This window comes from Pantoea sp. CFCC18177 (assembly GCF_059412425.1).
In genome coordinates this window covers 91,845-106,524 of the sequence record NZ_JBNBPL010000006.1, presented here as the reverse complement: position 1 = coordinate 106,524, position 14,680 = coordinate 91,845, and the positions used below count along the sequence as shown (strand labels likewise).

Sequence of the window (14,680 nt, the reverse complement as noted above, 5' to 3'; positions counted from 1 at the left end):
AAATCTGCGATTCCTTATTTCTGCACCACAATATTTTCCTGTGAAGGATCAACATGCTGCATCTGCAGCTTATCGGTTGCTATCCGCTCTACCCGGCTGTGATCGCCAAGCGCATTCTCTTCCAGAATCAGGTTACGCCACTCGATATCGAGGGCATCGCGTTCTAATACCAATTGCTCACGCTGTGCCGTCAACAGACGGGTTTTATGCGTGGTGGTCACCACCAGAATCGAGGACACCAGCACCGCAACCAGCAGCAACACCGGGATCTTGCCGAATCGCAGCAAGTCACCCCCAATGACGCCGGGCAGGCTATGTCGCTCGTTTCCAATCATGTCGCGGTCCTTTCAGCAATACGCAGGACTGAACTGCGTGCGCGTGGGTTTTCATTCACTTCAGCTTCGCCAGGAATCAGCTTGCCCAGCGTTTTCAATTCGCGTCCACCCAGCGCTTTTAGCTGGCTTTCAGTCATTGGAATACCCGCTGGCACTTGTGGGCCTCGGCTTTGATCGCGCATAAAGCGTTTCACTAAGCGGTCTTCCAGTGAGTGGAAGCTGATAATGGACAACCGACCACCCGGTGCCAGTACCGACATCGCGCCTTTCAACGCGGTATCAATCTCTTCCAGTTCGCTGTTGATCCAGATACGGATCGCCTGGAAGGTGCGCGTTGCCGGATGCTTAAATTTGTCTTTGACTGGCATCGCAGCGGCAATCACCGTGGCTAACTCTTTGGTACGCGTCATTGGCTGTTCGCGGTTGCGTTCCACAATGGCGCGTGCGAGGCGTTTGCCAAACTTCTCTTCACCGTAGGTCTTAATCACAAAAGCGATATCGGCCTCTTCCGCGCTCATCAGCCACTCTGCGGCAGATTGTCCCCGCGTCGGGTCCATGCGCATGTCCAGTGGGCCATCACGCATGAATGAAAAACCGCGCTCTGCATCATCTAACTGGGGTGAAGAGACGCCCAGATCCAGCAATACGCCATCGATCTTGCCCGTCAGGCCACGCTCTTCAACATAGTCAGCCAGGGCGGAAAACGGCCCGTGCACAATCGAAAAGCGCGGGTCCTGGATTTCAGCGGCAGCAGCGATGGCTTGCGGATCGCGGTCAATCGCCAGTAACTGTCCATTCGCGCCAAGCTGCGAAAGGATCAGGCGTGAGTGACCGCCGCGACCAAAAGTGCCGTCAATGTAAATGCCGTCTTCCCTGATATTGAGGCCGTTAACCGCCTCATCCAGCAGCACTGTGGTGTGTTTAAAATTATCCTGCATAGCTATAGCGACAAGTCCTGCAACCGCTCAGATAAAGGCTCCTGAGCTGACTGTTCTGCGTCAATATCGTCCTTAACTTGTTGATACCAGGTCTGTTCATCCCACAGCTCAAACTTGTTGAACTGTCCAACCAGCATCACTTCTTTGGTGAGGCTCGCATGTTGGCGTAGCGTATTGGCCAGCAACAAACGACCTGCATTATCCATCTGACATTCACTGGCATGCCCTAACAGCAGTCGCTGCACGCGACGTTCATTCGGATTCATGCTGGATAAGCGCGCCAGTTTTTTCTCAATGATTTCCCATTCGGGCAGGGTATAAAGCAACAGGCAGGGCTGATGGAGGTCAATGGTGCACACCATTTGACCCTGAGACTCTGCGACGAGCAAATCACGATAGCGCGTAGGTACCGCCAGTCGGCCTTTGCTGTCGAGATTGACTAACGTTGCCCCACGGAACATGCCAGCCTTACCCCTCAGTCACCCGTTTTCACCACTTTATCCCACTTTTTACCACGAAACGAGTTTACGGAGCCTATGAAATCCTTGTCAAGCCGCAACGACAAGTGAATATCACTCTTTACAAGGGATAGAATTATTTAGTGGAGGGAAATGACAGCTGAAGAATGGCAAAATAAAAAATTAACCTAATGAATAATGGAATAAAAATTTTCACGATTTGAGAAATGGTGAAAAATAAAGCGCTTTTACCGCGAAAGATAATTATCCCGGGATATGCGACAGCGGCTGCATTTTAGGGGATTTCTGAAAGGAAGCCCAGCACCATCGCGCCAGCTCTGCTACGCATCACTGTTGAAGATGTAAACAAGTAAGAAAATGTAGCGCTGTTAATTCGTTAGCAGAGGTGGCGATAATTTACGCTTTTTTACCGCAATCCGCTGGCAATAAAATATTTGCAGGATGAATAAACGCGGGCAAGCTTCTGCCCACGATTTCATTTTGTGCGACGACTTAATTGTCCTCGGCGGAATAAATTTCGACGAATGCGGGTTAATCCCGGCTTGGGTTTCCGCGGTTCATCCAGCGAGGCTAATACTAATTCCAGCACGCGCTCGGCCACATCACGGTGACGCTGCCCAACGGCCAGCACCGGACACTCAAGGAAGTCCAGTAATTCGTGGTCGCCAAAGGTGGCGATCGCCAACTCAGTCGGCAAGCGTCCTTCACGTTTCAGTGTGACGTCCATCACGCCCTGCAACAGACCAAAAGAGGTGGTAAACAGGGCTTCCGGCATCGGATGATCTTCGAGGTATTTCTCGAAAAGCGTGGCAGCAGCGGCACGGTCAAAGCTATTACAGTAGAGGTAATCGATAGGACGTTCGTCATCTTTCCACGCATCACGGAAGCCCATCTCACGCAGAAAACTTACCGATAGCTCCGGAAGCGCCCCGAGGAATAGCACATTCTTCACCGGAAGCTGACGCAATTCAGCGGCCAAAGCATGTGCATCGTCCTGATCGGCTCCCACCACGCTAGTGAAGTGTTCACGATCCAGCGCACGGTCAAGCGCGATAATTGGCAGTGGATCGTTGATCCAGCGCTGATAGAACGGGTGCTCAGGAGGAAGTGAGGTTGAAACGATAATCGCATCCACCTGACGCTGCAGCAGATGCTCGATACAGCGCATTTCGTTATCAGGCTGATCTTCTGAGCAGGCAATCAGCAATTGATAGCCACGCTGACGCGCCTGGCGCTCAAGGTAGTTCGCGATACGCGTGTAACTGGTGTTTTCCAAATCAGGTATGACTAAGCCAATCGAACGCGTTCGACCCGCGCGCAGGCCCGCCGCAACGGCATTGGGGTGATAATTGTATTCACGCACCACCGCCATCACTTTTTCAACGGTTTTGTCGCTGACACGATACTGCCGCGCTTTGCCATTAATGACATAGCTGGCCGTGGTGCGCGACACGCCCGCCAGGCGCGCAATTTCATCCAGTTTCACGATGACACCTTAATTCTGATTAGCTATGGCTGGCGGAAATGTCCGCAGTGTAGCTAGGGGTAAAACATTTGTAACATCTAACCGCAGAAAACTACGCTGAGCAACCGCTTTTATCTGGCAGCTATCACAAGCGCATAAAATAAAAAAAACCCGGCATTACGCCGGGTTAGCTTTGATACACAATGGTCACATGGCGGAATTAACGCATCACGCGGTCGCCACGCGAGACGCCAACAATACCCGAGCGTGCCACTTCAACGATCTCAGCGACGTCGCGCACCGTGTTGAGGAAGGCGTCGAGTTTATCACTGGTGCCCGCGAGCTGAACCGTGTACAGCGTTGGTGTGACGTCAATAATCTGACCACGGAAAATCTCCGCGCTACGCTTCACTTCTTCACGGCCATAACCGCTCGCCTGGATTTTCACCAACATGATTTCACGTTCAACGTAGGCACCCTGCCCCAGTTCGCTGACACGTAACACGTCCACCAGCTTGTGCAGTTGCTTCTCGATTTGCTCCAGCACTTTCTCGTCGCCGACGGTCTGAATGGTCATGCGTGAAAGTGTAGGATCGTCCGTTGGTGCAACCGTCAGGCTTTCGATGTTGTAGCCGCGCTGAGAGAACAGGCCCACCACGCGAGACAATGCGCCGGATTCATTTTCCAGCAGAACTGATAAAATACGACGCATAATTATGTCCTCTCCGTTTTGCTCAACCACATCTCGTCCATCGAGCCACCACGAATCTGCATTGGATACACGTGCTCGCTGCCATCAATATTCACATCCACAAACACCAGACGCCCTTTCGCCAGGGTATCCAATGCCAGCTGTAGCTTCTCTTCCAGCTCGGCAGGATGGGCAATCGAAATCCCCACATGGCCATAGGCTTCCGCTAAACGCACGAAGTCAGGCAGAGATTGCATGTAAGATTGCGAGTGGCGACCGGAATAGATCATGTCCTGCCACTGCTTCACCATGCCGAGGAAGCCGTTGTTCAGGTTCAGCACCAACACCGGCAGATCGTACTGCAGCGCGGTCGACAGCTCCTGAATATTCATCTGGATACTGCCATCGCCGGTAACACAGATAACGGTTTCATCAGGCAGCGCCATTTTCACGCCCAGCGCCGCTGGCAAGCCGAAGCCCATGGTGCCGAGACCGCCGGAGTTGATCCAACGACGCGGCTTGTCGAACTGATAGTAAAGCGCAGCAAACATCTGATGCTGACCCACGTCAGAGGTGACGTAAGCATCGCCTTTGGTCAAACGCCAGATGGTCTCAATAACTGCCTGCGGTTTGATCTTGTCACTGGTGCGGTCAAACTCCAGACACTTGCGGCTACGCCAGCCATCAATGGTCTGCCACCAGTCACGCAGGCTATCCAGCTCTTGTTTGGCATCGCTTTGCGCCAGCATTTCCAACATCTGAGACAGCGTTTGTTTGGCATCGCCAACAATCGGAATATCCGCGCTCACCGTCTTCGAAATCGACGTTGGGTCAACGTCGATATGCATGATGGTGGCGTTCGGGCAGTATTTCGCCAGATTGTTGGTGGTACGGTCATCAAAACGCACACCAATGCCGAAAATCAGGTCGGCATTGTGCATCGTCATGTTGGCTTCATAAGTACCGTGCATGCCGAGCATGCCCACACACTGACGGTGTGTGCCAGGGAACACGCCCAGCCCCATCAGCGACGTGGTCACTGGGATGTTCAGCTGTTCTGCCAGTTGCAGCAGTTCCGCTTCACAGCCTGACATAATTGCGCCACCACCGGCGTAAATCACCGGTTTGTGTGCGGCCAGCAACGTTTGCAGAGCACGCTTGATTTGCCCTTTGTGACCCTGAATGGTCGGGTTATATGAGCGCATGCTCACTGTTTCCGGCCAGACATACGGTAATTTGTTCGCAGGATTCAGGATATCTTTTGGCAGATCGATCACCACCGGGCCTGGGCGACCACTTGCTGCCAGCCAAAAGGCTTTTTTCAGCACGGTTGGGATCTCTTCCGCGTTTTTCACCAGGAAGCTGTGCTTCACCACTGGACGGGAAATCCCGACCATGTCGCACTCCTGGAACGCATCGTAACCAATCAATGAAGAGGGTACCTGTCCCGACAGAATCACCATCGGAATAGAATCCATGTACGCGGTAGCAATACCGGTAATCGCATTGGTTGCGCCCGGGCCTGAGGTGACCAGCACCACACCGACTTCGCCGGTTGCGCGCGCCAGACCATCAGCCATATGAACTGCGCCTTGCTCATGGCGAACCAGTACGTGGTCAATACCACCGACCGTTTGCAGCGCATCATAAATATCGAGCACCGCTCCGCCCGGATAGCCGAATACTTGCTTAACGCCCTGATCGATTAACGAACGGACGACCATTTCGGCTCCTGACAACATCTCCATTTTCTGCCTCCAGGCTTGAGGATCAGCACCCAGCAACGCGAATTATCCCTGCGCGACTGGCATACCGCTCTCTATTCGCCAATTAAGATCAAAATCTTATGTTTATGCTCAGAACACAGAATTCATTTCTGTCTTCCAGGTACAGGGAATCTACTTTTAGGCTGCGTCCCGCCATTATTCGCGGTGCCGTCACATCCCAAAAAGCCGTTATCAAGGCGGAGGGTGAAGGCCATAGTGGGCCTATGGCCAAACCCGACAACGATGAGAACGGCTTTTTGGGATGCGACCCGTAGGGCTGGAGCTAAATGGCCTTGCAGCTGCGTTATTCATCACGTATTTGGGCCCACCAAACCTCGTGATTCATGCCTTGCCGCAAGGCCATTTAGCATCCAGCGGCATCCACGAATAATGGCGGGACGCAGCCTGAATTCTTTTAAGAGTAGGTCGATTACCATAACCGTAGAAAACCCGCCCTGCAAACGTCAGGACGCCACGGCGCGCTTAATCCGGCAGAAAAGGCACTGACGCGTGATAATTGCTCGCGAGGATTAAACTAATCGGACTGCACAACCACAGAGGAATATGCTGGTTTGGCGATTATTTGCAGCGTGTTCTAAGAAATATGATTTTCATATTGCCTGACCGCTCAGTCCACAATTTCCCCTGAGAATTACTTTCTGGCGTGATTAACTTTGAAATCCTGTATTCGCATGACATTGTGCTATGCAATGCGCTGAACGCTCTGTATAAAACCACATATATCACCAAGAAAAACAATTAAAATTCAACACCTTAAAGTTAATTGGCTTTTTTAAAAGATTTTTTAGGATGATTAACCCCTTCAGGCAGCAGCTAATTAACGCCAATGCTCTGCACAGCCAGATATTCACAGCAGATCGCCCTTAGCCACCTTAAGAAATACCCTTTCACTTAGGGTTGACTTCCCGCCGCAATCCCAGTATCAATATGGGCAACACAAAATTTACGAGGTTCGAATCATGTCCCGTTCTTTCCGTCTACTCGGTCTACTACTAAACGCATTCAGTTTGCGCGGTAGACTTGTGGGCGGAATCAATCACTGATTCGAACCTGAAGAAGTTTAAGAAACCCGCGCCGATGCGCGGGTTTTTTTATGCTCGCAACGGCGAAGTTAAAGCAAAAGGAAGATGACCATGAGCCAGCAAGTTATTATTTTCGATACCACTCTGCGTGACGGCGAACAAGCATTACAGGCCAGCCTGAGTGTTAAAGAAAAACTGCAGATCGCCTTGGCACTGGAACGTATGGGCGTGGATGTAATGGAAGTCGGTTTCCCTATTTCCTCACCTGGCGATTTCGAATCGGTACAGACCATCGCCCGCTCGGTGAAAAACAGCCGTGTTGCCGCTTTGGCGCGTTGCGTTGATAAAGATATCGATGCCGCTTACGAAGCACTGCGCGTTGCAGAGGCATTTCGTATCCACACCTTCCTCGCCACTTCGCCGATGCATATCGCCACCAAATTGCGCAGCACCCTGCCCGAAGTGATTGAGCGCGCGGTAGCCTCTATTAAACGTGCCCGTAACTATACCGACGACGTAGAGTTCTCTTGTGAAGATGGTGGACGCACGCCGATCGACGATTTGTGCCGCGTGGTCGAAGCCGCTATCAACGCAGGCGCCACCACCATCAACATTCCGGACACCGTTGGCTACACCTTGCCGCATGAATACGCCAACATCTTCAGCCAACTGCGCGAACGTGTACCAAATATCGATAAAGCGATTTTGTCGGTTCACACCCACGATGACTTAGGTATGGCCACCGGCAATGCGGTTGCCGCAGTATTGGCCGGTGCTCGCCAGGTTGAAGGCACGATCAACGGTTTAGGTGAGCGCGCCGGCAACTGTGCGTTGGAAGAAGTGATCATGACGATTAAAACCCGCCAGCAGATCATGAATCTGCATACCAATATCCATCATCAGGAAATCTACCGCACCAGCCAGTTGATCAGCCAGATCTGCAACATGCCGATTCCGGCCAACAAAGCCATCGTCGGCACCGGTGCTTTCGCCCACTCTTCTGGCATCCACCAGGATGGCGTATTGAAGAACCGCGAGAACTACGAAATCTTGACGCCAGAATCTATTGGCCTGCACAAAATCCAGCTGAACCTGACCTCTCGTTCAGGCCGCGCGGCGGTAAAACATCGCATGGAAGAGATGGGCTACAAAGATTCCGACTACAACGTGGATGCTTTGTACGATGCCTTCCTGAAGCTGGCGGACAAAAAAGGTCAGGTATTCGATTACGACCTGGAAGCCTTGGCCTTCATTAATAAGCAGAACGAAGAGCCTGAATATTTCCAGTTGAAAGAGTTCAACGTGCAGACCGGTTCGAGCGTCACTGCTACCGCCTCTGTCCAGCTGGGCTGTGGTGAAGAGACCAAAGCGGATGCAGCGACCGGTAACGGTCCAGTTGATGCGGTTTATCAAGCCATCAACCGTATTACCGGTTTTGAAGCTGAACTGGTGAACTACAAATTAACAGCGAAAGGTCACGGCGAAAATGCCCTGGGCCAGGTCGATATCGTCGTTAATTACAACGGTCGTAAATTCCATGGCGTTGGTCTGGCGACCGATATCGTCGAATCTTCTGCTAAAGCGATGGTGAATGCCCTGAACAACATCTGGCGTGCCAAGCAGGTAGAAAAAGAATTGCAGCGTAAATTTAAAGATCAGAAGGAAACGGTGTAACTATGACTCAGTCTTACCATATTGCGGTAATGCCCGGCGACGGAATCGGCCCGGAAGTAATGGCGCAGGCCATGAAAGTGCTCGATGCGATTCGCGCGCGTTTCGATATGCGCATCACCACCAGCGAATATGACGTGGGCGGTATCGCCATCGATCGTCACGGTGAACCTCTGCCACCGGCCACCGTTGCGGGTGCTGAGCAGGCCGACGCGATTCTGTTCGGTTCAGTGGGTGGACCAAAATGGGAACACCTGCCACCAGCCGCTCAGCCTGAGCGCGGTGCACTGCTGCCGTTGCGTAAGCACTTCAAGCTGTTCAGCAACCTGCGCCCTGCTGCCCTGTACAAAGGTCTGGAAGCGTTCTGCCCACTGCGCAGCGATATCGCAGCACGCGGTTTCGACATTCTGTGCGTGCGTGAATTAACCGGCGGTATCTACTTCGGCCAGCCAAAAGGTCGTGAAGGCAGCGGCCCACACGAGCGTGCTTTCGATACCGAGGTGTATCACCGCTTTGAGATTGAACGTATCGCCCGTAACGCCTTTGAAGCTGCACGTAAGCGCCGTAACAAAGTGACTTCCGTTGATAAAGCCAACGTGTTGCAGACCTCCGTAATGTGGCGTGAAATCGTCAACGAAGTGGCAAAAGATTACCCGGATGTGCAGTTGAGCCATATGTACATCGACAACGCCACCATGCAGCTGATTAAAGATCCATCACAGTTTGACGTGCTGCTGTGTTCTAACCTATTCGGTGACATTCTGTCAGATGAGTGCGCGATGATTACCGGCTCAATGGGCATGCTGCCTTCTGCCAGCATGAACGAAGAGAGTTTTGGTTTGTACGAGCCCGCAGGCGGCTCTGCGCCAGATATCGCCGGCCAGAATATCGCTAACCCGATTGCCCAGATTCTCTCGCTCTCTATGCTGTTGCGTTACAGCCTGAATGCGGATGACGCAGCGAACAGCATCGAGCGTGCGGTGAGCCGTGCGCTGGAAGCGGGCCATCGCACCCGCGATTTGGCCGGCAACGGCCCAGCCGTGAGCACAGATGAGATGGGCAGCATCATTGCCGGTTTCATCGCTGAGGAAAAATAATAAAATGAAAAGCTTATACCAGAAATTATTTGATGCACATGTCGTCCACGAAGCACCAAACGAAACCCCGTTACTGTACATCGATCGCCATTTGATCCATGAAGTGACGTCACCGCAGGCCTTTGATGGCCTGCGCGCCCACGGCCGCAAAGTGCGCCAGCCGTCAAAGACGTTCGCCACCATGGATCACAACGTTTCAACCCAGACCAAAGACATTAATGCGTCGGGTGAGATGGCGCGTATTCAGATGCAAGAACTGATCAAGAACTGTGCTGAGTTCGGTATTCAGCTGTATGACCTGAATCACCCGTTCCAGGGCATCGTGCACGTGATCGGGCCTGAACAAGGCATGACGTTGCCAGGCATGACCATTGTCTGCGGTGACTCTCATACCGCCACGCATGGCGCGTTCGGTTCACTGGCCTTCGGCATCGGGACCTCTGAAGTGGAGCACGTCTTCGCCACACAGACCCTGAAACAGGGTCGTGCCAAAACCATGAAGATTGAAGTCCAGGGCGAAGCTGCCACGGGCATCACCGCAAAAGACATTGTGTTGGCGATTATCGGTAAAACCGGCAGCGCCGGCGGTACCGGTCATGTGGTGGAGTTCTGTGGCCCGGCGATTGAAGCGCTGAGCATGGAAGGCCGTATGACGCTGTGTAATATGGCGATTGAAATGGGCGCGAAAGCTGGCCTGGTCGCGCCAGACGACACCACTTTCGCGTATCTGAAAGATAAGCAGTTCGCGCCAAAAGGCGAGCAGTGGGAAGAGGCCGTAGCTTACTGGCGCACCCTGAAGTCCGACAGCGATGCCAAATTCGATACCATTGTCACCCTGAACGCGGCTGATATCGCACCACAGGTGACCTGGGGCACCAACCCAGGCCAGGTGATGGCGGTGGATCAGGCTATCCCGAATCCACAGTCCTTCGCCGATCCGGTTGAGCGCGCCTCTGCCGAAAAAGCCTTGGCTTATATGGATTTGCAGCCAGGCATCAAACTGACCGACGTAGCCATCGATAAAGTGTTTATCGGTTCCTGCACCAACTCACGTATTGAAGATCTGCGTGCGGCTGCCGCTATCGCTAAAGGCCGCAAAGTGGCACCAGGCGTCGTCGCGATGGTGGTACCGGGTTCCGGTCCAGTGAAGGCGCAAGCCGAAGCGGAAGGTCTGGATAAAATCTTCCTAGAGGCGGGTTTTGAATGGCGTCTGCCGGGTTGCTCCATGTGTCTGGCGATGAACAACGACCGTCTGAATCCAGGCGAGCGTTGCGCATCCACCAGCAACCGTAACTTTGAAGGTCGTCAGGGCCGTGGTGGTCGTACTCACTTGGTGAGCCCGGCGATGGCTGCAGCTGCGGCGGTAACCGGTCGTTTTGCCGACATTCGTGAATTGACTCAGGGAGCTTAAGCCATGGCGAACAAATTTACTCAGCACACCGGGATTGTGGCCCCACTGGATGCCGCCAACGTCGACACCGATGCCATCATCCCTAAGCAGTTCTTGCAGAAAGTGACCCGCACCGGGTTCGGCGCGCATCTGTTCCACGACTGGCGCTTCGAAGATGACGCCGGCACCGTGCCCACCGCCAGCTTCGTGTTGAATAAACCGGAGTTTAAAGGCACCAGCATTCTGTTGGCGCGTGAAAACTTCGGCTGTGGCTCATCCCGTGAGCACGCTCCTTGGGCACTGACTGATTTCGGTTTCCATGTAGTGATTGCACCAAGCTTCGCGGATATTTTCTACGGCAACAGCTTCAACAACCAGTTGCTGCCAGTGAAATTAAGCGATGAAGAAGTTGATGAGATGTTCAAACTGGTTGCCGCGCAGCCGGGTGTGACATTCACGGTTGACCTGGAAGCGCAGACGGTGACGGCGGGTGATAAGACCTATAGCTTTGAAATCGACAGTTTCCGTCGCCACTGCATGATCAATGGCCTCGACAGCATTGGCCTGACGCTGCAACACGAAGCGTCCATTGCCAACTACGAGACCAGCCAGCCCGCGTTTTTACGTTGATATAAACAGGTGCGCATGATGCGCACCCTACGTAAAATGTGCCCTAAGGTCGCCATTTATGGCGACCTTTATTTATTGCGCATCCCGCACGCGTGACGCCAGTCCCAACGCGACTATCGCCATTACCAACGCCAGCCAGTACACCGATTCATGTCCGAAGCGCTCACTGAGCGTGCCTTGGATCAATCCCGCAATGATTAGACCGGTCGAAATGGACGTGGTGAACATTGTGGTAGCCGCACCGGCGCGTCCCGGCATCAAATCCTGGAACCACAGCATGCCAATCCCCGCCACAATGCCGATAAACGCGGCATTAAACAGTTGCAGCACCATCAACGCCGTGCGCGAATGGAACAGCACCAAACCGAGATAAAACAGAATGGCCGCCACCAGCGCCAGCAGCACTAACTTGCGTTTGCCAAACCGTTTTGCGTAGTGACCGGCCAATAGCATGATAGGGATCTCCAGCCCAGCCGCGGTACCCATCAACAGACCTGCCAGCTTTTCCGGCAGGCCCAACGTTGCGCTGATATACAGCGGCATATCGATGATATACATGGTGTTACACGCCCACATCACCACCGATGCGATGAATAGCATGCGCACCTGGCTGTCTTTCCATGGGCTGAGCTGGGTCAGCACTTGCTCGGGTGTGGCTGCAACACGCGGCACTGATGGCAGCGTGCGCCAGATCAGCAGCAAACTCAGCAGGAAAATCGCGGCCGCCACGCAAAACAGCGTCACGAAACCGTAGTTGAGCGCCAGTGCAAAAGAGAGCGGCGGGCCAATCACCCACGCCAGGGACAGCTGCGCACGCATCACCGAACTGAACATCACCACTTCACGTGCCGACTGATCGGCATACTCACGTGCCAAGGCAAAGATCTGCGGAATCGCCACGCTAGCCAGTCCTGACAGCAATACGCCCACACTAATTAACGTCAGATAGTGACGGTTAAAGGCGAACAACAGGGCATTGAGCACCGCCATCAGACAGCAAAAAAGGATCAAATTACGCCGGTCACCCCGGCTGTCCGAGCGCTTCGCCATCAACAGGCTAATCACAATCCCGGCTATGGCGTTAATGGTGAAAAACAATCCCACCCAAAACGGCCGCACCTGCACTTCACGCGTCAGGAACAGACTGAGCGTGGGTGCCTGTAAGGCCCCTGCCACACCCGTCATAAAGGACACAGCCATAAAAGAGAGATAAACCGGATTGAGACGGCGCTGGCGCGTTAACAGCGATTTCATGCAGAAATCCCTTTGAGGAGAATCGGACAACAGAAAAGAGGGTAGAAGATTCCACAGCAAAACGAAAAAAGCCAGCAGAGAAAACGCTGCTGGCGGTGAAAATGCACCCTACTCAGAAAGAGGTTCTACGTCGGCAGAACCGCTGGCAGAGCGCCATTCATTGCTGAATGCCTCCCGCTCTTCCATTGCTGGGCAGTATGCCTCTAATATGGGGCAGGAAAAACTGAGCGATTCTGAGAAGGAGTTCCCCTTTTATGTCCTCTGCGCGACTGCAACAGCAGTTCATCCGCCTGTGGCAAAGCTGCCAGGGCCAGGATCAGGAAACCACACTAAGCGAGCTGGCCGATCTTTTACACTGTTCACGACGCCATATGCGTAACCTGCTCAATGCCATGCAGGCCGCAGGTTGGCTGATCTGGCAGGCAGAGGCGGGGCGCGGTAAACGCTCCACTTTAAGTTTCAATTACACCGGTTTGGCACTCCAGCAGCAGCGCGCCGAGGATCTGCTGGAGCAGGATCGCATCGAGCAGTTGGTGCAACTGGTGGGTGACAAGGATCAGGTGCGCCAGATGATCGCCGCCCACCTTGGGCGCAGTTTCCGTCAGGGGAAACACATCCTGCGCGTGCTCTACTACCGCCCATTGCCTAATCTGCTGCCCGGCTCGCCGCTGCGTCGCTCTGAAACCCATCTGGCGCGACAAATTTTCAATGGCCTGACGCGAGTAAATGAGGAAAAGGGGGAAGTCGAACCGGATATCGCCCATCACTGGCAGCAAACCTCACCGCTGCACTGGCGATTCTTTTTGCGACCGGCGATTCGCTTTCATCATGGTCGTGAACTGGAGATGGAAGATATCATCGCCTCGCTGGACCGCGTGCGCACCCAGCCGCTGTTTTCCCATATCGAGAATTTGCATTCCCCGGCGCCCTGGACGCTGGATATCCACCTGAGCCAACCTGACGATTGGTTGCCCTGGCTGTTGGCTAGCGTCAGTGCCATGATCCTGCCGCGCGAATGGCCCACGCTGCGCCATTTTTCACGCCAACCCATCGGCACCGGACCCTACAGCGTGGTGCGTAATCAGCAGACACAGCTAAAAATCGCCGCCTGGGATGACTATTTTGGCTATCGCGCCTTAATTGATGATGTGTCTATTTGGGTATTGCCTGAGATCAGTGATGAACTGGTGTACGCCGGGGTGAAACTGCAGGGTGAAACCGCGGATGAGAAGTCCGAAGAGAGCCGGCTTGAAGAAGGCTGCTATTTTCTGCTGTACGATCAGCGGTCCGAACGTGGACGCGATGCCCATTTTCGCCGCTGGGTCAGCTATCTGTTCAATCCCATCGCCCTGCTGAACCATGCAGGAGTAGGTTATCAGCGCTACTGGTTCCCGGCGTACGGTTTACTGCCGCGCTGGCACCATCGTCGCGACCTGACGCCTGCCACAAAACCTGAAGGGTTAACGCAACTGACACTGAGCTGGTACAGCCATCATGTCGAACATGAGGGCATCGCAAATGCGTTACGTCCGCTACTGGCGGAACAAGGTGTTGAGCTAATTACCCAAGAACTCAGCTATGAAGCGTGGTTCGAGGGCGCGGGTGAAAGCGATATCTGGCTCGGCAGCGTCAATTTTACGTTACCACTGGACTACGCACTGTTTGCCCAACTGTACGAGCTGCCGCTGATGCATCACTGTGTGCCCATTGACTGGCAAGCCGATGCTGAACAGTGGCGACAAAAAAACCTGCCTCTGGCCGAATGGAGCAAACATCTGGTCAACAATGACTTCATCCATCCGCTGTTTCACCACTGGTTATTGCTTGAAGGTCAACGCAGTATGCGTGGGGTGCGCCTGAACACGCTCGGCTGGTTTGACTTTAAATCGGCCTGGTTTGCGCCGCCGGAGTTGTGAGGCTT

13 protein-coding genes are annotated in these 14,680 nt (G+C 53.5%); 6 read left to right on the top strand and 7 right to left on the bottom strand.

The window, feature by feature from the left end; all coding sequences use genetic code 11:
- Positions 1–14: 14 nt before the first annotated feature.
- From ftsL to ilvI, 6 genes are all read right to left on the bottom strand, one after another.
- The gene (gene ftsL / locus ACPUC8_RS08320; protein ID WP_039329354.1) at positions 15–335 is read right to left on the bottom strand and encodes a cell division protein FtsL; all 321 of its coding nucleotides are present in this window, start codon (positions 333–335) and stop codon (positions 15–17) included.
- Positions 332–1,273, bottom strand: a complete 942-nt coding sequence (gene rsmH / locus ACPUC8_RS08315; protein ID WP_494926025.1) for a 16S rRNA (cytosine(1402)-N(4))-methyltransferase RsmH — start codon at positions 1,271–1,273, stop codon at positions 332–334. Before rsmH ends, ftsL begins: the two co-directional genes overlap by 4 nt.
- A 2-nt stretch (positions 1,274–1,275) precedes the next feature.
- The gene (mraZ, locus tag ACPUC8_RS08310; protein ID WP_039329356.1) at positions 1,276–1,734 is read right to left on the bottom strand and encodes a division/cell wall cluster transcriptional repressor MraZ; all 459 of its coding nucleotides are present in this window, start codon (positions 1,732–1,734) and stop codon (positions 1,276–1,278) included.
- A 493-nt stretch (positions 1,735–2,227) separates the two neighbouring features.
- Positions 2,228–3,238 carry a catabolite repressor/activator gene (gene cra, locus ACPUC8_RS08305; protein WP_039329358.1) on the bottom strand — a complete coding sequence of 337 codons (1,011 nt, stop codon included), beginning with the start codon at positions 3,236–3,238 and terminating at the stop codon, positions 2,228–2,230.
- Between the two features lie 199 nt (positions 3,239–3,437).
- Complete coding sequence (gene ilvN / locus ACPUC8_RS08300; RefSeq protein ID WP_008108620.1) at positions 3,438–3,929, bottom strand: acetolactate synthase small subunit; 492 nt, start codon at positions 3,927–3,929, stop codon at positions 3,438–3,440.
- 2 nt (positions 3,930–3,931) lie between these two features.
- Positions 3,932–5,656, bottom strand: coding sequence for an acetolactate synthase 3 large subunit (ilvI, locus tag ACPUC8_RS08295; RefSeq protein ID WP_039329361.1), 1,725 nt, complete (start codon positions 5,654–5,656; stop codon positions 3,932–3,934).
- Positions 5,657–6,654: 998 nt separating this feature from the next.
- On the opposite strand from ilvI, the gene leuL reads away from it, so the two are divergent.
- From leuL to leuD, 5 genes are all read left to right on the top strand, one after another.
- Positions 6,655–6,738, top strand: coding sequence for a leu operon leader peptide (gene leuL, locus ACPUC8_RS08290; RefSeq protein ID WP_153011429.1), 84 nt, complete (start codon positions 6,655–6,657; stop codon positions 6,736–6,738).
- Between the two features lie 90 nt (positions 6,739–6,828).
- The gene (gene leuA / locus ACPUC8_RS08285) at positions 6,829–8,391 is read left to right on the top strand and encodes a 2-isopropylmalate synthase (RefSeq protein ID WP_058971194.1); all 1,563 of its coding nucleotides are present in this window, start codon (positions 6,829–6,831) and stop codon (positions 8,389–8,391) included.
- Between the two features lie 2 nt (positions 8,392–8,393).
- Positions 8,394–9,485 (top strand): 3-isopropylmalate dehydrogenase, encoded by a 1,092-nt coding sequence (gene leuB / locus ACPUC8_RS08280; RefSeq protein WP_494926024.1) that lies wholly within the window; start codon positions 8,394–8,396, stop codon positions 9,483–9,485.
- Between the two features lie 4 nt (positions 9,486–9,489).
- The gene (gene leuC, locus ACPUC8_RS08275) at positions 9,490–10,896 is read left to right on the top strand and encodes a 3-isopropylmalate dehydratase large subunit (protein ID WP_039329366.1); all 1,407 of its coding nucleotides are present in this window, start codon (positions 9,490–9,492) and stop codon (positions 10,894–10,896) included.
- Between the two features lie 3 nt (positions 10,897–10,899).
- The gene (leuD, locus tag ACPUC8_RS08270) at positions 10,900–11,505 is read left to right on the top strand and encodes a 3-isopropylmalate dehydratase small subunit (RefSeq protein ID WP_039329368.1); all 606 of its coding nucleotides are present in this window, start codon (positions 10,900–10,902) and stop codon (positions 11,503–11,505) included.
- A 72-nt stretch (positions 11,506–11,577) separates the two neighbouring features.
- Here leuD and ACPUC8_RS08265 read toward each other — a convergent pair whose 3' ends face one another.
- Positions 11,578–12,759, bottom strand: coding sequence for an MFS transporter (locus tag ACPUC8_RS08265; RefSeq protein WP_039329369.1), 1,182 nt, complete (start codon positions 12,757–12,759; stop codon positions 11,578–11,580).
- Between the two features lie 254 nt (positions 12,760–13,013).
- On the opposite strand from ACPUC8_RS08265, the gene sgrR reads away from it, so the two are divergent.
- Positions 13,014–14,675, top strand: a complete 1,662-nt coding sequence (gene sgrR / locus ACPUC8_RS08260; protein WP_039329371.1) for an HTH-type transcriptional regulator SgrR — start codon at positions 13,014–13,016, stop codon at positions 14,673–14,675.
- Positions 14,676–14,680: the final 5 nt, after the last annotated feature.